The organism is Francisella noatunensis subsp. noatunensis (assembly GCF_009823375.1).
In the GTDB taxonomy this organism is placed as follows: Bacteria; Pseudomonadota; Gammaproteobacteria; order Francisellales; family Francisellaceae; genus Francisella; species Francisella noatunensis.
Genome location: NZ_WBSX01000003.1, coordinates 14,344 through 36,573, shown reverse-complemented (window position 1 = coordinate 36,573; position 22,230 = coordinate 14,344). Strand labels below are relative to the sequence as shown.

Genomic DNA, 22,230 nt, shown 5'->3' with positions numbered 1-22,230 from the left:
CTATCTCAGCATTATAGTCACTATTTATACTAGTGCGATTAAGTTCCTTTTTTATAGCTCTTTCACTATAGCCAATTTTATTGGCTATTTGAGATGTTTGGTATCCTAATTTAAGTAATTCTTCTATACAATATCTATTTGAAAGAGTTAAGTGCTTTGGCATTTTTTAGTTCCTTATCGTTTATTTTAGTTTCGTCAAAACCTAATAAACTATATTTGGAACTCTCTTTCAACTATTTAAAACTTTCAGAATACAATCTAGCATCTAATACCCTTATCTAACAAATACCAACAAGCGTAATATAGTATAAATGTAAAAGCCACTATCGCTCCAAATGCATAGTACGGATTAACTGTAGAAACTCCCAAAAATCCAAATCTTACAAAATCAACTATATAAAATAATGGATTACATGATGAAATGAAATGCCAAAACCCAGTAAGATTATTTATATTATAAAACACCCCACCTAAGTATATTAGTGGAGTTAGAATAAATGTAGGGAATATCGTAGTATCATCAAACTTTTGTGAGAATATCGCATTTATTAATCCACCAAGTGAGAATAATGCTCCACAAAATATAAATCCAGCCAATACTAAAGGTACACTATGAATAACACTAAATCCACCTAATAGAAATGCTGCAATACTAACAAATATACCGACTAAAAAACCTCTAAAAATACCACCAGAAATATATCCAAGCACAATCACATGATTACTAACAGGAGATACCAATAGCTCTTCGAGAGCCTTACTAAATCGGATGCCAAAGAAAGAGCTAACTACATTACCATATGAGTTTTGAATCACTGCCATTATTATCAAGCCAGGAGTGATATACTGCATATAGGTAATACCATCGTCCATCATACCTATACGTGAGCCTACAACCTTACCAAATATCAAAAAATATAAAATTATTGTAATTACAGATGGTAATAATGTCTGCGGCCAAATTCTAAAAACTCTTTTACATTCACGGTTAAAAATCGTGATATATGTTATCCAAAAATCTCTTAAACTCATAAAATCACCTACTTATTTCTAGCTACTTCTATAAATAGCTTTTCTAGCTTTGCTTCTTTTGAACGTACATCTAAAACATCCAAATCATATTTACTTGATAATTCAGCAAATATCTTATTAAGCACCACACCCTTAGTAACTTCGACCTCGATTGTATAGTCATCTATTTTTTTAACTTCACCAAGATCTAATTTCAACTCATGCTGACACTTTTCTTTAAGATCAAAAATATAAGTATGCTTATCAGCTGACTTTAAAAAAGTCTTCATATCAGTATTAACACATAATTTACCTTTATGAATTAGTGCGATATGTTTACACATTGACTCAGCTTCTTCTAAATAATGTGTTGTAAGGATAATTGTCAAACCTTCTTTGTGAAACTCTGAAATCATTTCCCACAGTGAGTTTCTAAGCTCAACATCAACACCTGCTGTTGGCTCATCAAGGATAAGAAGTTTAGGTTTATGTATAAGAGCTCGAACAACCATTAATCGTCTTTTCATGCCACCAGATAAAAATCTGACTTGAGTATTTCTTTTCTCATAAAGATCTACTTTCTTTAAGAGCTCTTCAGCATAAGGTATAGCTTCTTTTTTAGAGATGCCAAAAAAGCCTGCTTGTGTAACTAAAATATCCATAGGCTTCTCAAAGATATTTAGATTTATCTCTTGAGCCATCACACCTAGATGCTTTCTCGCTTGGATATAATCTTTATCGATATCATATCCAAAGATTTTTATTTGCCCTGAAGTTTTGTTTACAAGTGATGATATCATTCCTAGAGTTGTTGACTTACCGGCTCCATTAGGTCCTAAAAGAGCAAAGAAATCACCTTTTTTAACTTCAAAGCTAATGTCATCAACCGCTTTTAAACCACCCTTATAAACTTTGGTAAGATTCTTTATTTCTAACGCGTTTTGATTATCCATAATAATTAATTATTTAGAAAAATATTTACATATTATAACATCGCAGAAAGTCTTTTAACATTAAAATTTATTTAAATAGATACCGTAATGAACTCGATTAAGAAAAATAGTTACTTTTAATCATTAGTAAAATACTAGCTCCTACAACAACTATGAATATTGGCCTAACTAACTTAGATCCTTTGAGTATAACCATTCTTGAACCGACAATCCCACCAAAGAAACTACCAACCGCCATCAGCAATCCAAATGCTATATTTACCTGACCAGACAATGCAAATACAGCTAAAGAAAATAGATTACTTTTTAGATTAAGAACCTTTGCGTATCCTGATGCTTGTAAAAATGTATAACCAAGAAAATAAACTATAGTAATAATCCAGAAATTACCTGTTCCTGGACCAAAAAAACCATCATAGGCACCTAATATAAAACCAAATATTGTAAAAAAAGCCATCTCTGACATTCTTTTTTTACCTTGATTAACACCTAAATTTTTATTCAAAATACTAAAAATAAAAACTACTATTAATAGAACAGGAACTAAAGTATTCATAAAATCATTATGAATAACCAAAGTTAATATAGTACCTAAACAAGCACCAATAAATCCAGCTATAAGTCCTCTTAAAACTGTTTTGATGCTAATTAAGCCACTTTTATAATATTTCAACACTGCCATAGCAGTACCAATACTAGCCTGAAGCTTGTTTGTGCCAAGTACTGTCACAATTGGCAAACCCGTCATACTTAGAGCTGGTATACTTATCAACCCTCCACCTCCAGCTATAGCATCTATAAAGCTTGCTAAAAAACCCATAGCCACAATAAATATACACAAAAAATAAAAATGCTCAGAAAAAAAATGCACCAAAATGTATTACCTCTTTAAATGAATTACTAGCCAAATAGTCGGATTTTCTGTATATGTAACCCAGTGCTTAGTATTTTTAGGAATAAATAAATGCTCTCCTTCATCCAAAATATAATCATTATTATCTAACCTAAGCTTTGCCATACCCTTAAGTACAACAACCCATTCATCATGACTCTGGATATATGGTTCATCCATAGGCGTAACCTGACCATAAGATATAATCTTTTCTATGTGAGTATTATCATTTTTCAGAAGATCTATAAAAATCTCTTCATTAGATGTATTAGGAATTACATCGAATAGATTTATACCTTTTTTCATAAGTTATGCTCTTATAGTTTAAAGACCTCACAGGTATTTTTGTAGGTTTGCTTAGCAACCTCATCATACGAGATACATTTCAGATCAGCCAAAAACTGTGCTACATACTTCACATACTCTGGATAATTTGGCTTGCCTCGCAAAGGTGCTGGGGTCAGATAAGGTGCATCTGTTTCAATCAATATTCTATCAAGAGGTAATTTCTTGGCAGTTTCTTGAATATCTTTAGCATTTTTGAAGGTCAAGATACCAGAAAATGATATATACATACCCATATCTAAGGCTTTTTTTGCCATATCATAATCTTCTGTGAAGCAATGTAATATTCCTCCACACTTCTCTACGTTTTCACTTTTTAATATATCAAGTGTATCTTGTTTTGCTGATCTTGTATGGATAATAACAGGTTTATTAACCTCGTTTGCCGCTTGTATATGATTTACAAATTTATTTATCTGAGCTTCTCTAGTATCACTACCATTATAGTAATAATCTAAACCAGTCTCGCCTATAGCAACACATTTATTATGTTGTGAACGCGCTATGATATCATCAACACTTGGTTGGTACGTATCAAGCTCGCCAGGATGGACTCCTACCGAATGATATACATTATCAAAATTTTCTGCGATTTGTTCTATATCAGCTATTTCATCCCATGCGACAGCTATTGAAACAATCTTTTCAATACCAGCGGTTTTTGCATTATTAATAACCTTCTCAAGGTTTATATCATCTAATTTTAGGTAATTTAAATGACAGTGTGAATCTATTATCATAATCTACTATATTTGAGTTAGTTAATCACTGTCCCCATTATAAATTATTGATGATACAAAAACTATTTATCAAGCAAGGCTTTTTTTGAAGAGTTTCTTTGATATTATCCATTTTTAAAATTATCCATGCAACCAAAACAATCTGTGCCAGTGCCGCTGTAACTACAATATGATAATAAGTTTGGGTAAAAACATTTAAAAATCTATCTAACCAATGGTGGCTAATATCATATTTATAATAAATATCATAAGTTATAGTAAAAATAGTCAAAGCAAATGCTGACGAAATCATATTGCCAGAGCTTTTAAGAGTGTTTACACTATCTAACTTATCTTTATCAGCTACTGCATACATTACTGCATTTGATGAGGTTTGATACATACCCAGTACAAATCCATATCCCATAGCAACAGCACAGAATGTAATATAATTATAGTGAATATCAAATAAAATTGAGATTAACATCACTGAAGATACACCAAGCAAACCTAACACCATACATGTTCTATAGCCATATAAATAAACTACTTGTTTGGCAGTTTTTTTTTAGAAACAATAGTACCAATCATCAAACACACTGACATAATAGATATGTATATCGTATTCAAATGACTAAGATGATATAAAACAACCGGCGAAGCAAAGAACACCCAATAAGTTGTTAGTCTACACAAAAAGTTTGAAACAAAAGCTATCGTAAAATTTTTATTACTAAAAATACTTAAGTCAATTATTGGATTTCTGATTTTTCTGTATGTAATAGCATATAAAAAAATCGATAAAGCTACACATATACCAAGATATATTTTAATTGACACATCAATGTCTTTTAAGAGAATTTCACTTAATATAAAGAGTGCAGATATTGAAAAACCTAACAGACAAAGACCAACAAAATCAATTCTCTGCTTTTGATTATTCGATATTTGTTGTGGAAAATATTTATATATAGCAACAACTGCAAAACAGGCAAATGGTACTTGCATCACAAATGCTAAACGCCATGATTCTGGTGATATAGATGCAAAAATACCACCTATAATTTGCCCAGATATTGCCATTATCAAAGTATAGTTAGATAATGTAGCTGTTCCCTCGAGCATATTCTCCGAAAGCTTTAGATAAGCAAGCATTGCTACAGGTGCTGAAAATGCTGCAAACAAGCCTTGAATTGCTCTAAATGTAAAAAGCTAAGTATCAGTCATTGCTAATCCAGATAGTAATGAAAATAATCCAAAACCAGATGCTGCAAACATTAAAGTATATCTAAAGCCAATCTTCTCAGCCATCCATGAACTAAGAGGCAGAAACATGCCCATAACAATCATATAAATACTGATACCCATCTTTAGAAATTCAGGTGTTGTATGAAGGCTTTCTGCTATCTTAGGTAAGATATTATTCATAACAGTTGTATCAATAAGATCCATACCCATAATAGTTATAATCGCAATTACTACAATATTAAAGTTAGGTTTTTTCATGCACTAATTCTCTTTTGTATATAAAATTTATGAGATAGGAACATTATGAGAGTATAAGTCGAACACTTATAATAAGGTGGTGCCGGAGGCCGGACTCGAACCGGCACTCTGTTTCCAGAACCGGATTTTGAATCCGGCGCGTCTACCAATTTCACCACTCCGGCAAGAGTAGTTCTTATATATTACAGATCTTCAGGCCAATTATCAATCATTGTACCCAAAGATAAACCAAGTTCTGATAATTTATCTTTGATTTCTGTCAACGATTTCTTACCAAAATTTGGTGCTTTAAGAAGCTCATTTTCTGTCTTTTGTACAAGTTCACCAATCAATCTGATATTCACAGCTTTTAGACAGTTTGAAGATCTTGCTGTAAGGTTTAACTCTTCAACATGCTTCAATAAAAGAGGATTTATATCTTTAGTAGGATCTTCTACAAAAATCCCTTTATTTATTTCTTCAATATCAACGATATTTCTTAATTGATTTTGTATTTTTGTAGCAGCTATTCTTAGAGCTTCTTCACAACTGACATTACCATTTGTCTTGATATTAAGTTCAAGCCTATCTAGATCTGTACGTCTACCTACACGGGCATCTTTGATCTCATAATCACAGAACGACACTGGAGAAAAAGTAGCATCTAAAAGAAATTCACCATCTTTGAAGTTCTCTTGTGCTTGTCTGTAGCCAATACCCTTTTCTACTTTAGCTTCGATCTTAAGTTTTTTGCCACCATTGTAGCTACAGATAAAAACTTCTTCAGTAATTGCTAAACCTTCGGATAACTTAGCTTCTTCTGAAAAGACTTCTTCTTCTGAACCAGATAGCTCAAAAGTAATTACCCCTGTATCAACACCTTCTGCTAAAGTCACAGGCAGTGATTTAACATTTAAGATAATATCAGCAACAGTCTCATCACACGGAATCACATCTTCCAATGAAGTAACTTTTCCATCATTAATCTTAACACTAGTGACACATGCACCATGTATAGAATAAAGCATAGTCTGCTTAAGTGCGTAGCCAAGTGTATAGCCAACACCTCTCTCTAGAGCTTCAAAAGAAAACTTAGTAGCATTTTTCGCATATTCATCAATTTTAATATTAGTAGGATGTAGTAAATTTTCCAATGCCATAGCAGTATAAAACCTAGTTATAATTTTATTAGATATAATTTAATTCCAAAGATTATAACATACAAATATAGAATTTTAATAGCTTAATTATAACTTCTTGATTTTGTTTATACTATCTAACTTCACTTTTATCTTCGACTCAAAACCAGCTGTAGTTGGAGTATAAAAAGTTTGACTAATATTTTTTGGCAAATATTGCTGTACTACATAAGCATTTGGATAATTATGTGGATATAAATAATCACTATCTTTATAGTTCTTAAGATGCTGAGGAACTTCAATATCACCCAAACTTTTAACAATCTGCTGGGCATCTGCTAGCGCCTTATAGCAAGCATTACTTTTAGGTGCTACAGCTAAATATATAGCAGCCTGCGACAAAACCAACCTTCCCTCTGGCATACCCAACTTTTCATAAGCATTCCAAGCATCTATGGCAACTCTCAAAGCCTGAGGATCAGCATTACCGATATCTTCTGAAGCTATACACAACATTCTTCTTGCGATAACTAGAGGATCAGCACTATTATCTAACATTACACTCAACCAAAATACAGCCGCATCAGGATCTGTACCTCTGACAGACTTGTGAAAAGCCGATAGCTGCTCATAGAACTCCTTACCTTCACGGTGAAAATCTCTCGAAGCCTCCCCAACAGCTTGATCAAAAAGATCCTTATCAAGATCAATCCTGTCAGCTCTATCACTAATTAAAAACATCCTCTCAAGTAAGTTTAAAATTTTACGACAATCCCCTTCACTATAGTTGTGCATAGCATTGTATAAATCATCATCTATTCCAAAAGAATGTTTTGCTAATACTTCATCCTTGGTTATAGCTCTTTGAATAAGCTTACGAGTCTCTGAAACATTCAATCTTTTCAATCGTAAAATAAATACTCGCGAAACTAGAGCATTATTTAAGTAATATGTTGGATTTTCAGTAGTTGCTCCAATTAAAATAATTTTGCCAGACTCAACATAAGGTAGAAGTAAATCCTGTTGGGATTTATTAAATCGATGAATTTCATCTAAAAATAGTACAAAACTACCTAAATGTTGATTATCTGCGATTATTTTTTTAACATCTTTAACACCAGAATCAACTGCAGATAACTCAAAAAATTCTAACTGCTTAGAACTAGCTATAATTTTAGCTAAAGTAGTTTTACCAACACCTGGTTTCCCACATAGTATTAGCGAACAAATCCCATCACCAGCCAAAATTTTTGTTAATGATCCATTTTTTGATAGTATATGCTCCTGACCTATTACTTCCTTAATACTCTGAGGTCTTAATCGAGCTGCCAATGGAACATACTTCATCTAAATAAATCCTTTTTTGATTTTTAGCTAACGCTCTTAATTATTCTAATCTATAACAATCTTGCACTTACGTTTAACAAGCTCGTATAGCATACCTTCACGCACTGCGCCATTAGACAACTTCATTTCAGAAATTCCAAGACAATCAAAAATAGCATACAAAATTGCTACTCCTCCAGCCAAAACGCTCTCTCTATCCTCTCTCAAGCCCTCAAAGCGAATATGCTCAACCTCTCGCTTGTCCATCATCATTGTAATTAGATTGTTTAAGAATTCTCTGGTAACAATACAATCTCCAGTAATCTCTTGGCAGATTCCGACCACTGCAATAATAGTCCCTGAAGAACCTAAGACATTGCTCCAGCTAATTCTCTTATATTTACTTAAAATAGGAGAGAGTGTTTCTTTTGCCATAGCAGTAGCTGCATAGAAATTAGCAAAATCAAGCTTCTCATTACTAAAGTAATCCTTTTGCATACCTACACAGCCCATATCTAGACTACGAGCAATTAATATCTTATCACCTCTTCCAATTACAAGTTCGGTGGAGCCTCCTCCAATATCTATAACTAATGTTTTTTGCTTTGCATCGTGATTATCTCTAGCCCCAACATAGACCAGACGTGCCTCTTCCGGACCAGAAATAATCTTAATTTTAGTCCCTAAAGCTTTATCTAATTTCTTTTTAAAACCTTTTATATTATTTTTAGCTTTTCTAAGAGTATATGTGCCCACTGCTTTTACATGCTCAACTTTATATTTTTGAATTTCTTGAGCAAAAAACTCCAAACACTCAATAGCTCTTTCTTGAGCATCTTTACTAATTGTTAGATTATTATTAAGACCTGCTCTTAGCTGTACTTTTTGCTTTTGTTTTGATAATGTAACAACCTCGCCGTCAGGCTTGATTTCACTTATCAGCATATGAAAACTATTTGAACCTAAATCTACTGTTGCGACTATCTTTGACATACAAAACAAAAGCTTATTTTTATAACTATCCCCATTATAAAAAAATATCTGTAAAATAGCTAAAAAAATTTGTCTAAGAAGTTTTTTTGTTTATAATAACTAACAATTAGTTTAACTTCTTATAGAATTATCAAAATACAGCAGAAGCTTCTGCTTAATCAGTTTTAGAATCAAAAAACTTAAAGGAAAATCAAAGCATGTCAAAATGTATCGATATATTAGATAGCCAGTTCGAAAGCGAAGTATTAAATAGTAATACTCCAGTATTATTAGATTTTTGGGCTCCTTGGTGTGGTCCTTGCAAGATGCTTTCTCCAATACTAGAGCAAGTTGCTGAGCATTATGACGACAAGGTTAAAGTATGCAAAATAAATATCGATGACAACGAAGAAACCGCAATGAAATTTGGTGTGCGTGGCGCACCTACTCTTATGGTTTTCAAAGATGGCGAAAGCAAAGAAACTAAAGTTGGTGTAGTACAAAAAACTCAATTAATCTCAATCGTAGACAAATATCTATAATTAGTTAGATCAATATTATTTTTTATAAATAGAGAATCAAATGAACTTAAATGAATTAAAGTATAAATCTGTTAATGAGCTAATGGATATAGCTCAAAGTCTAGATCTTGAATCACTTCGTGCAAGAAAACAAGAACTTATTTTCTCAATTCTTAAATACCATGCCGATAAAGGCGAAGACATATATGGCGAAGGTATCTTAGAAGTTCTACAAGATGGCTATGGCTTTTTGAGATCTTCTGATAGCTCATATTTTGCATCTCCTGATGATATCTACGTTTCACCTGCTTTTATCAGGAAGTTAAACCTAAGAACTGGTGATAGTATTGTTGGTAAGATTCGCCCACCTCGTGATAATGAAAAATACTTTGCAGTAAAGCATATTGACAGTGTTAACTTTGATTCACCTGAATTAGCTAGAAAAAAAATCCTATTTGAAAACCTAACTCCAGAATACGCTAAAGAAAGGCTAACTATGGAAATAGGTAATGGCTCAAGCGAAGATATAACTGCGAGAGTTATTGATTTAGCTGCACCATTTGGTAAAGGTCAGCGTGGTCTGATCGTAGCTCCTCCTAAGACTGGTAAGACAATTATGATGCAAAATATTGCAACATCAATTGCCAAAAACCATCCTGAATGTAACCTAATTATGCTACTAATCGATGAGCGTCCTGAGGAAGTTACAGAAATGCAACGCTCAGTGCGTGGTGAAGTAGTAGCATCTACATTTGATGAACCTGCAGCTCGTCATGTCCAGTTAGCAGAAATCGTAATTGAGAAAGCTAAAAGACTAGTAGAACACAAACAAGATGTAGTAATTCTACTTGACTCAATCACAAGACTTGCTCGTGCTTATAACACTGTATCTCCAGCATCAGGTCGTGTACTATCAGGTGGTGTAGAGGCAAATGCTCTGCAAAAGCCTAAGAGATTCTTTGGTGCTGCGCGTAATACTGCCGAAGGTGGTAGTTTAACAATCATTGCAACAGCACTTGTAGAAACTGGCTCTAAGATGGATGAGGTTATCTTTGAGGAATTCAAAGGTACTGGTAACATGGAACTTCATCTTGATCGTAAGATTGCAGAGCGCCGTGTATTCCCTGCTATTAGCTTTGATAGATCTGGTACGCGTAGAGAAGAGCTTCTTACAACTCCAGAAGAACTACAAAAACTTTGGGTACTGCGTAAGATTCTTGGTGGTATGGAAGATGTTCAAGCTATGGAATTCCTAACAGAAAAAATGAAAGGTTCATTAACTAATGAAGAGTTCTTCGAGACTATGAAAAGAGGTGCTATTTAAACCTAGGTCATTTTTTTATCTACCAACCTATTTTTATCTTTTTATCGTTCTTAGAAATCTAATTCGACAGGATTAAATTCAGATAGAAATTTAGTATTATTAGTTAGTATTAGTGAATGTTATTAATCAAATCCACACAACACTGATTAAGTTTCTTAGCTGATTCTTCAGTAGTAGTTTCTGTATAACATCTTAACTCTGGTGCATTACCTGATGGTCTAAGATGGACAATATCTTGATTAGTCAAGGTTACTCTAACACCATCTGTAGTATCGATATTTTCAATGCTATTTTTACCATCAAAATACTCAGATATAACTTTATCTAAAAGATCTGATTCACCTGCTAATATTGATTTCAGAATCTCTTGGCTTTTTTCAGTGGCAAAATCATCAATCTTACTACTAGCTGTATATCGAGATGGTAAATCGACTAAAAGTTCTGAAACTGTTTTATTAGCATCAATAGATAGCATCATCACAGCAAGCATAGGTATCACAGCATCTCTTGTAGCCAATGCTTTTAGGACTTTGTCATCTCTTGATATATCACTAGCTAATAGAAATCCACCATTTGCTTCATATCCAACTACAGAACTTTGATTATTAGCAAGTAGCTCATTCATTGCAGCAATTACATACGGCGAACCAATTTTAGTTCTAATTACATTACTAAAATAACCTATCTTTTCTGCTACAGTATTACTACTAACAGGAGTAGCAATAACATCCGCCTGGAGATATTTAGCTGTCAATACACCTAGAATATCGCCTTTTAGCCAATTACCATACTCATCACTAACTAGAGGTCTATCAGCATCACCATCTGTTGATACGATACTATCAATCTCATACTCGCTAGCCCACTGTTTTGCAAGCTTTACATCTTCTTGTCGAATTGCTTCGGTATCTACAGATACAAATCTTTCTGAGAATCCTAGCAAGATAACTTTAGCACCTAATTTTTCAAGAATTTCTTTGACTATCTTACGCCCTACAGATGAATGCTCATACAATCCAATAGTCTTACCCGACAAGCAATTTCGCGGAAAGAAATCTAAATATCTATCTACATACTGCATATGTGCTTGATTACAGATTTTTGGTGGTTCTATTTTTTGCAAAAACATGTCATTTTTATCAAAAGTATTATCATTAACCATAATCGCTTGGCTAACAATCATTTCCTCATCTTCTTTGAGAACTTCTCCATAAGGAGTATTAAATTTGATACCATTTCTATCTTCTGGAATGTGGCTACCTGTAACCATAACTGATGGTATTTGATTAGTTATACCATATAGCATCACAGCTGGAGATGGGATCTCTCCACAGTACACTGGTTCATAGCCACTATCTTTGACTGCCTTAATCACAGCCTTAGTTATCCTAGGGCTACTATCACGCAGATCATGAGCTATAGCAATCTTTGAACCTTTGGTTATTGAGTACTTATGCTCCAAAAACTGAATAAAAGCCTTAGTATATAGCCAACAAATTTTATCAGTCATTGCTACAACTAAACCTCTAACCCCACTAGTACCGAACTTCACACCACTAGAGTTAATAACATCTTTTATAACTACTTTTTCCACACGAATCTCCCAAAATAGTCTTACATACTTATAAATTTAGTTTTTCTTATAATAGTTTAACAGTCGACCCTTTAGTATTTCTAGTATTTTGGTGACATACTTAGTCGAAATACATAAATAATTTGCATTAATACCATTTAACTCAAGAGCTTTCATCGTTTCTTGGTTAATAATCTTTTTACTCTGCAAATTACTAGTGCTAACACCACCTACCAACATATTAATTATACATTTGTTTAAATACATATACGAAAGTCTATTCACTAGCAAGAATCTTACAAAAATTTCATAATCTGCAGCAATCTTAAAATCTAAGCGGTAGACTCCATATTTTTGATAAATATCTTTTTTGACAAAAAGTGTTGGATGCGGTGGCATAATTCCAAACTTCAATCTATTTGGAGTGAAACGCTTAGCTGAGTAATAACGCAGAATTTTATTGTTTTCATTAACAAATTTCAAATCTGCAAAAAGCATATCTTTATCATTCTGCTTAAATGCGCTCACAATACTCTCTATAACATCACTATTACTATAGCAGTCATCACTATTTAAGATACCAATGATATCCCCAGTTGCTAAAGCAATACCTTTATTCATAGCATCATAGATACCATCATCTGATTCGCTTACTACTTTTGACAGCTTAGAGCGATACTTTGTTAATATATCCAAAGTGCCATCATAACTACCACCATCAATTATTATATATTCAATATCTTGATAGCTTTGTGAAATTACTGACTGAATTGTCTTTTCAATAGTCTCCGCAGAGTTGTAACAAACTGTAATTATCGATACTTTCAAACTATCAACCTTCTAAAATATTTTTATAAATCTCTAACTGCCTAGCTATTATATAATCATTTTGATATTGCTTTGCAGTATTTTTTGCATTTTGACTCATAAGCTCATAATTACTATAGTTATAAGAGTTTTGTATTGTAGTTTGTAAGTCATTTTTTGTAGTTATGAAGCCATTTTCTCGATTTTTGATAAAATCTCTACGCGTACCAATATCAAAACCAATAACAGGAACACCAAAACTCATTGCTTCTATTATCGTCAAACCAAATGTTTCATACAGTAGCGCTGGTTGGATTAGATACTTCGATTGTGAAATCAAAGATAGCGTCTCTTCCCTAGTACATTTTCCTTTAAAAATAATATTTTTAGATGCGTATTTATTGAGTATCTCATCACTATCGGGACTATCGCCAACCACTGTCAACACAAGCTTATCATCTAAAGATCTCCATGTATCAAGAAGCTCAAATATACCTTTGGATTCTTCAAGCCTACCTACATAAATATAGTTTTGTTTGATTTTTTGAATATGTTGATTGTCCATAACCGCCAAAGAGATACTATTTGGTTTGAGGATAATTTTATGGCTTGGAATACCTAGCTCTTTGATCTTTTGCCTTTGGAAATCCGTTAACACAAAATAATAATCAATATTCTTAAACATCCTGAAGAGCTTATAAAAAATAAATGCGGCCTGAGCAACCAAGCTTTGTAATCGCGATTTCCTGTAGCACTTATTTTTTATACCAAAAATAGGCAATTTACTTTTGGTACATAATTCACATATATCATAGCCATCTCTATACAGAATACCAGATATACACCATAGTCTGTAATTGTGAAGTGTATGCACCACTTTAGCACCAGATTTTTTTGCAGCCTTAAAAACACTTGGCGTTAATAACGGGAAAAAATTATGCACATGGACTATATCAATATTGTTATCTCTAACTATCTTTTTAATATTTCTATAATGCTTGCGTGAAAACCATATCCCAAATAATAAGCTAAATTTGCTAATATCATCATTAGAAACCTGATATGCCAAAACATTATTTTCGCCATGTAATTCTCGCAAAGACTTTAACTCATTATCATAAACTATATCTTCGCCACCAATATTATTTGACTGATAGCGGTTATGGACAATCAAAATTTTCATAAATAAGCCTCAATTTGCTCAATATCCTTTGCATTTAAAGAAAATTTCTCCACACCAGCAATAAGCTCATGATATCTATCTGAGTTAATTGCTTGTATCAATGAGATTGGCTCATCAATATTCTCTGGGTCTATCCAATAGCCATTTACATTATTTCTGACAATATCTCTAGCTCCACAGTTTTGGCTAATAATCACAGGCAAACCAAAATAAAATGCCTCTTCAACTACTAATCCCCATGGCTCAACCAAGCTAGGTAATACAAAAACATCGTGACTAAGAAATTCATTTTTAAGTTTTTTATTATCAATTGCTGATTTAAATACAACATTGCTACTAGCGATCTTTTGTAAGCATTCTCTCTGCTCTCCGTCACCAACTATAGTTAGACTATAATCTTTCAGACTATTAAATACTTGGACTAATCTCTCTAAATTTTTAATTGCTGATAACCTTCCGACATAAAGAAACTTTTTGTGATACTCTCTTGCTTCTTTATTAAAGCTTGGTTTATTGATAATGCCAACACCTTTGGTAATTTTCATATCGCCACGATATCCAAGTTTTAGTAATAACTCTCGATGCAGACTGCCTGATACAAAAACTCTAGATATTCGCGATAGAAATATTTTTTTTATTAGTGCTTGTATTCCTGTCGCCTTACTTTCATTAATAGTTGACTCAAGAGCTAGACAATTTTTGTTTTTACGATTAGCAAATATTACATACCAAAACTCGCACAAATCCCAACCACTTACTAATATTTTTTTATATTGAATACTTTTTAAGATACTTCTTAATCTTTTGATATTTGCTGAAGAGTTTCGCTGTTGTAAATTACCTGAGAATAAAACTTGATACTCAAAAGATACGTTATCTAAACCAACAAAATCATCAGCTCTTTTTTCATTTGTATTCGAGGCCAAGAAAATAACAAAGATATTTAGCTTCTTAGCCAACTGATTATACAAGTTAACCTTATAAAAAACTGGAATGTGAGTGACTATGACATAATCATACATGATGTCTATCTTGCCTTTAATTAAATCCATCTAACTATATGATATAACAATACTAGCTTTTAGTAACCCCTAAAGTAGCTGCGTAGCTTAACCAACAGCGAAATAATATAGCTTTTGATTACGGGCAGATATGAAAGATTATAAGATTTACTTATTTGAAACTTTTCTTTGAGAATCTTATTCAAGTTTTGTGATGATATACCATCAAGATCATACTTAGAAATAGTCATATCTAGATATTTAGATTTTTTACCAAGCTTAAAGTACTGCATTGTAAAATCTTGATCTGCACATATCTTGTATTTAAGACTGTATTTTATTGCTTTATCTAATCTATAAAAAGTAGATTGATGGCACAACATCATTCCTAGCGCCATATCTCTCAAATTTAGTTCAGGTTTGTATTTTAGAATTTTATGACCAATATCAGTATTTCCATAAATGACTGCTTCATCTTTTGAAAATTCGCGCTCAAATACCTTTTGCAAAACATCATTAGAATAAAAGCTATCTCCTGCATTCATAAAGTTTAACCACTGTCCTTTAGATAGTGACATACCCTTATTCATAGCATCATAGATACCCTGATCTGGTTCGCTAATATACTTAGAAATTTTATCTTGATATTTTTTGATAATATCAAGCGTACCATCAGTAGAACCACCATCAACTATAATGTACTCAATATTTGAATATGTCTGGTTTAATACACTTAAAATAGTCTCTTCTAGAAGCTCTTTGGCATTATATACAACTGTTATAACTGTAACCAAAGGATAATTAGCTTTTTGAATTTGAGAGTTTGACAAGTATAGCTCCTAAAGATATATTAGTGACTTTTCTTACCTAGTTTTTCGCTGAGCTTGTAGCCTATATGTCTAAATATTCTAACATACTCATTATGTCTTCTAATCATATTATCTGAAGTATATTTGACATAAAACTTATATATAAAAATATACCATAAATCAAAAATACTCTTTCTTGGCTTGCCACCAACGATATCATAAAACTCGTTCATATAACCACTTAGATCATGGCTTTTGTTAGTTTCATGATGTCTAAAACCCGAAACATTACTATTACATATATGTAAATTTGCATGTTTTGCAAACTCATGCCACATAAAGAAGTCACCGGCTAGTTTATACTCAGCAAACTTCTTCATATCCATTTTATCTTGTAATGCCTTTGTCCAGAAAGTTGACTCTTGTTGTATCGATGGCAAACTCGTACCATGAATACCTTTTAGAATTCTTTTTCTTGATGGTACCAAAGGCAGCATAGAATTTTCGATAATACCATCCTTGTTATACCAAGTATTTTTAGCATTGATCCACTGTGCTTTTTCACTGTGTTTTTTCATCTCAGCAGCTATCGCTTTAAAAGCATTTGGCAAATAAAAATCATCTGAATTTATGTATGCAATTATATCACCAGTTACTATAGACAACCCTTTTGATAAAGCATCATACATGCCATCATCTTTCTCACATATAAACTTGATATCTAGACTATTACAAAATATATCAAGCTCACCTTTGTTGTGTTTATCTACATACTTTTGAATAATATCACAAGTACTATCTTTTGATTTACCATCTACAAGAATATATTCAATATCAAAATCACCCCTTTGAGTAATTACACTTAAAATAGTCTCTTCAATATATTTTTCAGAATTATATGATACTGTTACTATAGAAAATTTCATTTCTTACTCTCAACATTATTAATATCAGCTTCTATCTTATCTATATTTACCAAAGGCTCCATACCTATAACCCCTGATTCAAACCTTATTTCAAGCTCATGATCTAACAAATTTACAGAATAACGCTTATCAGTTATATCTAAAATTTCCAACTTGATAGAGTATTTTCCGATAAATACTATATTCTTAAAGGATGTTCTAAATACATATGAATCATGCTCATAAACATTAGATATCAAACTTTCTGCAACAGAATCTAGAAAGTTAAGCTGTTTACCTGTTATATCAGATGCATTAAGCTTAAGCCTAACTTTCTCATAATTTTTCTTAAATTTAATATGAATTACAATATCATAAACACAGCCTGTTTCTAAAAAGCTAGTTTCCACACCTTCAGTGTCATAAATAGAGAACTGGTCGACAATAACATTCTCATTATTAGTATTAGACAAGATGCTACTTTCATCAGATTTATATGCCAATTCTATAGGAAGACCTTTTAATTCCGCTATAGTCCTATTTCTATCATTACTGAACAATATTTTTTGATAATAATGGGCAATCTCTCTTGATGGACCATCAAATAGAATTTCTCTATCATACAGTAGAATCGCTCTATTACAAAATTCTATCATTAAAGAGATGTTGTGTGACACAAAAACTACAGTAGTCCCGCCCTTTAATAACTCTCTAATTTTAATAAAACATTTATTTTGGAAAACTACATCTCCTACAGCTAAAACCTCATCTACAATTAATATTTCTGGTTTAGTAGATGTAGCAATGCCAAAACCTAATCTAGCTCCCATACCACTACTATAACTTTTGACAGGCTGATCTAAGTGATCTCCAATTTCAGCAAAATCAATTATACTTTTAGTTACTTGTGGCTTCTCACTATCAGCAACACCATTTAAACTTAAATTAAAGTCTATATTTTGCCTACCGGTAAGTTCTGGATTTAGACTACCTGTTAACTCAAGCATCGCATTGATATGTCCATGTGTGATTACACGACCTTTACTTGGGGTTACGACTCCTGCTATCATTTTTAATAAAGTTGACTTCCCAGCACCATTTAAACCAAAGATTCCGAGAACCTCTCCTTTTTTTATTTCAAGGTTTATATCCTTTACAGCGCAAAACTCTTTATAATACTTTTTCCGAAATGGGCTAAATGCCTCTTTAACCCTATCCCTAGCTCTATCATAAATCTTGTAGTATTTTGATACATTATCTAACTTTATTGCCATACCTTTCTTCATTAGATGACATCCCCGAAGTGTGGAGTAAGCCTCTTAAAGGCCAAAGCTCCTAAAAACAAAACAAACGATAACATAATAATAAAGATAATAGTTGCAATACCATGATCCCAAAACCATACTTTATTTATTAAAGAATCTCTAAACCCTTGAATAATGTATGCCATAGGGTTTAAATCCAGGATAAATCTAAATCTTTCGGGCACTTTATCTGGAGACCAAAATACTGGTGTAAACCAAAAACCAAACTGGACAATTAAACCAACCACCTCGCCTATATCTTTGACAAAAACTCTAATGGCCGATGTGAGCCATCCTAAACCTAGTAATAGCATAATACTACAAAACACATAGAAAGGTATTTGTAGCCAATACAGATCAGGATAATATCCACTTAAAATAACAATGAATATCACCAGTGACAGCAGTATTAGATGAATTATCAGGCATGACAATATACTAACAAGAGGTAAAATATTTACACTAAAGGCCACCTTTTTTACCAAGAACTCATTCTCGACTATTGAATTGCAGCTTTTTACAAGGGCTTCGGAAAAGAAAAACCATGGAACCATACCTGTAAGTAAGAACAAAATCATAGATGAGCTGGTTATACCAGCACCGGGCTTAATTCCATAGGTAAAAACAAGCCAAATAACAAAAATAAAAGCTGATGGTCTTATGATAGCCCAAATAATACCCAAATAGGAGCCTAAATACTCTTCTCTAAAATCATTATATGCCAGTATAAGTAAAAGTTTATAATTATTCCTGAGGTGCTTTAAGAACCTATAAAACTCTTTTATATATGAAACCATCTAATAACAATTCTATGATTTAATCTTAACGAAATTATAACAGAAATAAAACCTAAAGACTATTTTATTGATATTAAGTAATACTAAGTTTTCCTTCTGAACAAATTGTAAATTCGACTTGCTTTTAATAGCTTTATTAACATTGACTTAAAACTATTATCACTTACCTGTTTTTCAAGAAAGTCTATATAATCACTACACTCTTTAATAGTATCATTATCTCTTTTTTTAAATTTTGCAAAACTCTTTATAATAGTTTTAAAATCTCTTATTGAGAATTCTTTTAATACTTCTGACATGAAGTCTGAAGTAGTAACATCAATACTTTCACTTAATGTATTGATGAATGAATAAAGAAATTTATCTTTATACTCATCACCAAAGATATAGCTAAAATCTACACAACCATGCAAAAACATAATTAGCTGCGCTTGTTCATCTACACCACTCCATATACCACCATCATTCATTCTATAGACAGACATGATTTTATCTATATACTTTATCGGCCCAAATTTTGAAAATACCAACAACATATATACATCATTACGTTTAACATATGAATATTTAGCAAGGTATTCATTAATTTGACTCTTAAGAGCATCGTATCTAAAAACTAAAGATGTCGTATGCAAATAGGCAGAATCTATAAAATCATCGAATTTATAACTATCTTTTTTATTGCTGGAATCCACAAATAATCTATCTGTCAATTCTCCATTGATTAAAAATCTTGTATTATGTCCACAGCCCATGAATTCAGGATTATGCTCCAAAAAATCAACTTGCTGCTGTAATTTAGTAGAATCTGTCCAATAATCATCTCCTTCACACAATGCTATATATTTACCTCTAACGACAGGTAAAATAAAGTCTCTTATAGGTAAAGCTCCTTTTGAGTATTGATTTTGTTGCTGATAAACTAATCTAATAATATTTGGATATTGTTCAAGATAATTATTAAGTATTTCTGTAGTCCTGTCAGTTGAGCAATCATCACTTATAATTATTTCAAATGGAAAATTTGTTTCTTGAGATAAAAACCCCTCTAAAGCCTTTTCAATATATTTCTCTTGGTTATATGCTGTACAGCAGATGCTTACCAGTGGATAATTATCACAGTAACGAACATTTGCATTACACGTTGATTTCTTTGAGTCCAAAATTACTCCTTTACATCTCTAAATTTTAATTAGTTTTTTTTATAATTGCTATTAATGGATTACCAAACTCTTCTAAATACAACTCTCCTAACAATTTTGATCCAATATAATTCATATGCTAATTATCAGCATACATAGGCACACCTTCTATGGATATTTGGCATTCTTTGCTATTGCATTAGCTTTTTTAGGATTTATGACTCGCAGTGTCGGATACTTAACTAATAAAACCTTTAACAAAGTATGAAACTTATGCTCAGATTGATCAACATATGATCTTTTGATTGAACATTAACTAGATTAAAATATTTTAATATCTCTGAATTACTAAGAGGACATAAATTATTCAACCTCTCCGGCAAGTATGGTGTATCAAGTATAAGAATTGGTTGAGCCCCACTTTTGACTATTACATCAATTGACCTATCCAAAAGCCCTATAAAGCCAGAATATGCGGGAGAACTCCATGCACCACCTAATATTATATATTTATAAAATTTTGTTTCGATTAATTTTTTTATAGCTACATTTCTATCAAGTTTTGATATTCCTTGCTCATTATCATTCATTCCATATAAAAATGGCGTTGACCTTTGTGTTATAGCATAGGCAGACAGACCAGCACTCTTCAACCAAACAGAAAGCATGGGGTATTCTGATCTCGCATGTGAATCTCCAATAAAAAGAATATCTGTGTTCTTATAACTATGGCTTCCTATAATACACAAATCTTTAGTTGGTAAATCTATAGATTTAAATGTGGTAGACTCAGCTTGCAAAAAGCAATAATTATTATCAAAATCACTAAAACCATAAGAAAAGGTTAATTGATTTTGATCCATATGAAAACTTTGATTAAAACCAAAACCCTGGCGCTTAGATGCTGTATAAAAGCATATTGATACAACTAAAGGAATAATCCATAAAAGAATCAAACTCTTTAGAAAACTAAATTTAAATTTATGTCTAAAAGGTTTCTCTACAAATAAATAAGATATAGTTGCTAATATAATGCTTAAAATAATTACAACAGTAGCAATATCTACAGTAATAGTAATACTTAAATAATTTAAATAAGCTATTATCGGCCAATGCCATAAGTACAAAGAATATGAGATAATCCCTATGGCTGCAAAAGGTTTTATTGAAAATAGTCTATTAATAAATGGAGTATAACCAAGACTTCCTGAATATATAAATAACGTGGCTCCCAAACAAGTTACTATCATCCAAAAGCTTGGATAGCTTACTGATACCAAAAATATCGGAATTGCCATAAGTATTAATGACACCAATGAATATATGTCCAAAAGAGTTTTATTTGGTGATTTCTGTTCTCTATTATTCAAACTAATAGCTAAAAAACAGCCAAATAGCAGTTCGAATCCTCGATTAATAGGCATATAGTAGAACTTTGGAAAATGTTTATAAAAAAATATTGCTATTGAAACAATAATAAGCAGTAATGTAATAGTTAATAAATACTTCTTGGAAGATGTGTTTAGTTTAAATAAAATAATCAAAATTACCGGCCAGGCAATATAGAATTGTTCTTCAACACCTAACGACCATGTATGTAATAGTGGTATAGTAGATGAGTCTGTTGCAAAATAACCAAAGTTTAATGTTTTAAAAAAGAAGAGGTTTGAAACAGAAACAATTGCACTTAGCATTGATTTTGCATAGTTTAATAAGTCCTGTGGTAGAAGTATTAACCATGCAAAAAAACTTAAAAAAGCTAATATAAAAATCAGAGCTGGTAGAATTCTTCGTACTCTTCTTAGATAGAAATTCTTGATAGAAAATGTACCATCTTGTAAATCTCTGACAATAATCTTTGTTATCAAAAAACCTGATATAACAAAGAATATGTCTACACCAAGAAAACCTGATTTAATCCAACTAACTTCTAAATGATATAAGACTACTGACAGTACAGCAAAAGCCCTCAAACCATCTATATCACTTCTATATCGAATACTACTCATAAATCACGTCAAA

At 32.1% G+C, this 22,230-nt stretch carries 21 protein-coding genes, 1 tRNA gene and 1 pseudogene; 2 read left to right on the top strand and 21 right to left on the bottom strand.

Features of this window, described 5'->3' with window-relative positions; translation table 11 throughout:
* The 11 genes and pseudogenes from F8C69_RS00800 to F8C69_RS00750 all read right to left on the bottom strand — a co-directional run.
* A partial coding sequence (locus F8C69_RS00800) for a helix-turn-helix domain-containing protein (RefSeq protein ID WP_159183823.1) occupies positions 1-163 on the bottom strand: 163 nt, incomplete at its 3' end.
* A 95-nt stretch (positions 164-258) separates the two neighbouring features.
* Complete coding sequence (locus F8C69_RS00795; RefSeq protein WP_159183822.1) at positions 259-1,032, bottom strand: ABC transporter permease; 774 nt, start codon at positions 1,030-1,032, stop codon at positions 259-261.
* A gap of 8 nt (positions 1,033-1,040) precedes the next feature.
* The gene (locus F8C69_RS00790) at positions 1,041-1,964 is read right to left on the bottom strand and encodes an ABC transporter ATP-binding protein (RefSeq protein ID WP_159183821.1); all 924 of its coding nucleotides are present in this window, start codon (positions 1,962-1,964) and stop codon (positions 1,041-1,043) included.
* 97 nt (positions 1,965-2,061) lie between these two features.
* A complete protein-coding gene (locus tag F8C69_RS00785; protein WP_159183820.1) occupies positions 2,062-2,838 on the bottom strand; it encodes a TSUP family transporter in 777 nt (258 codons plus the stop codon).
* A gap of 6 nt (positions 2,839-2,844) precedes the next feature.
* Positions 2,845-3,162 (bottom strand): cupin domain-containing protein, encoded by a 318-nt coding sequence (locus F8C69_RS00780; RefSeq protein WP_159183819.1) that lies wholly within the window; start codon positions 3,160-3,162, stop codon positions 2,845-2,847.
* 11 nt (positions 3,163-3,173) lie between these two features.
* A complete protein-coding gene (locus tag F8C69_RS00775) occupies positions 3,174-3,941 on the bottom strand; it encodes a TatD family hydrolase (RefSeq protein WP_159183818.1) in 768 nt (255 codons plus the stop codon).
* Between the two features lie 37 nt (positions 3,942-3,978).
* Positions 3,979-5,426 (bottom strand): annotated as a pseudogene (locus F8C69_RS11135) (MFS transporter).
* Between the two features lie 77 nt (positions 5,427-5,503).
* Positions 5,504-5,590 (bottom strand) — tRNA-Leu (locus tag F8C69_RS00765).
* 18 nt (positions 5,591-5,608) lie between these two features.
* The gene (locus F8C69_RS00760) at positions 5,609-6,565 is read right to left on the bottom strand and encodes a DNA-directed RNA polymerase subunit alpha (protein ID WP_159183817.1); all 957 of its coding nucleotides are present in this window, start codon (positions 6,563-6,565) and stop codon (positions 5,609-5,611) included.
* 87 nt (positions 6,566-6,652) lie between these two features.
* Entirely contained in the window at positions 6,653-7,891 is a 1,239-nt protein-coding gene (locus F8C69_RS00755) for an AAA family ATPase (RefSeq protein ID WP_159183816.1), read from the bottom strand.
* A gap of 45 nt (positions 7,892-7,936) precedes the next feature.
* Positions 7,937-8,863, bottom strand: a complete 927-nt coding sequence (locus tag F8C69_RS00750) for a Ppx/GppA phosphatase family protein (RefSeq protein WP_159183815.1) — start codon at positions 8,861-8,863, stop codon at positions 7,937-7,939.
* Between the two features lie 197 nt (positions 8,864-9,060).
* Here F8C69_RS00750 and trxA point away from each other — a divergent pair, with 197 nt between their 5' ends.
* Positions 9,061-9,384 (top strand): thioredoxin, encoded by a 324-nt coding sequence (gene trxA / locus F8C69_RS00745; protein WP_159183814.1) that lies wholly within the window; start codon positions 9,061-9,063, stop codon positions 9,382-9,384.
* Between the two features lie 40 nt (positions 9,385-9,424).
* The gene (gene rho, locus F8C69_RS00740; protein WP_044526686.1) at positions 9,425-10,687 is read left to right on the top strand and encodes a transcription termination factor Rho; all 1,263 of its coding nucleotides are present in this window, start codon (positions 9,425-9,427) and stop codon (positions 10,685-10,687) included.
* A gap of 109 nt (positions 10,688-10,796) precedes the next feature.
* On the opposite strand, the gene F8C69_RS00735 is transcribed toward rho, so the two are convergent.
* The 10 genes from F8C69_RS00735 to F8C69_RS00690 form a co-directional block, all read right to left on the bottom strand.
* On the bottom strand, positions 10,797-12,281 hold the full coding sequence (locus F8C69_RS00735) for a phosphomannomutase (protein WP_159183813.1): 1,485 nt from the start codon (positions 12,279-12,281) through the stop codon (positions 10,797-10,799).
* 36 nt (positions 12,282-12,317) lie between these two features.
* Entirely contained in the window at positions 12,318-13,088 is a 771-nt protein-coding gene (locus F8C69_RS00730) for a glycosyltransferase family 2 protein (protein WP_159183812.1), read from the bottom strand.
* 4 nt (positions 13,089-13,092) lie between these two features.
* Positions 13,093-14,250: a glycosyltransferase family 4 protein gene (locus F8C69_RS00725; protein WP_159183811.1), complete on the bottom strand. Its 1,158-nt coding sequence runs from the start codon at positions 14,248-14,250 to the stop codon at positions 13,093-13,095.
* Complete coding sequence (locus F8C69_RS00720) at positions 14,247-15,302, bottom strand: glycosyltransferase (RefSeq protein ID WP_234384154.1); 1,056 nt, start codon at positions 15,300-15,302, stop codon at positions 14,247-14,249. The genes F8C69_RS00725 and F8C69_RS00720 overlap by 4 nt, the downstream gene beginning before the upstream one ends.
* A gap of 29 nt (positions 15,303-15,331) precedes the next feature.
* Positions 15,332-16,081 (bottom strand): glycosyltransferase family 2 protein, encoded by a 750-nt coding sequence (locus tag F8C69_RS00715; protein WP_159183810.1) that lies wholly within the window; start codon positions 16,079-16,081, stop codon positions 15,332-15,334.
* Between the two features lie 20 nt (positions 16,082-16,101).
* A complete protein-coding gene (locus F8C69_RS00710; protein WP_159183809.1) occupies positions 16,102-16,986 on the bottom strand; it encodes a glycosyltransferase in 885 nt (294 codons plus the stop codon).
* Positions 16,983-18,251: an ABC transporter ATP-binding protein gene (locus F8C69_RS00705; RefSeq protein WP_159183808.1), complete on the bottom strand. Its 1,269-nt coding sequence runs from the start codon at positions 18,249-18,251 to the stop codon at positions 16,983-16,985. Before F8C69_RS00705 ends, F8C69_RS00710 begins: the two co-directional genes overlap by 4 nt.
* Positions 18,251-19,066 carry an ABC transporter permease gene (locus F8C69_RS00700; RefSeq protein WP_159183807.1) on the bottom strand — a complete coding sequence of 272 codons (816 nt, stop codon included), beginning with the start codon at positions 19,064-19,066 and terminating at the stop codon, positions 18,251-18,253. Before F8C69_RS00700 ends, F8C69_RS00705 begins: the two co-directional genes overlap by 1 nt.
* A gap of 83 nt (positions 19,067-19,149) precedes the next feature.
* On the bottom strand, positions 19,150-20,229 hold the full coding sequence (locus tag F8C69_RS00695; protein WP_192189665.1) for a glycosyltransferase family 2 protein: 1,080 nt from the start codon (positions 20,227-20,229) through the stop codon (positions 19,150-19,152).
* A 233-nt stretch (positions 20,230-20,462) separates the two neighbouring features.
* Positions 20,463-22,217, bottom strand: coding sequence for an acyltransferase family protein (locus tag F8C69_RS00690; RefSeq protein WP_234384153.1), 1,755 nt, complete (start codon positions 22,215-22,217; stop codon positions 20,463-20,465).
* Between the last annotated feature and the right edge of the window lie 13 nt (positions 22,218-22,230).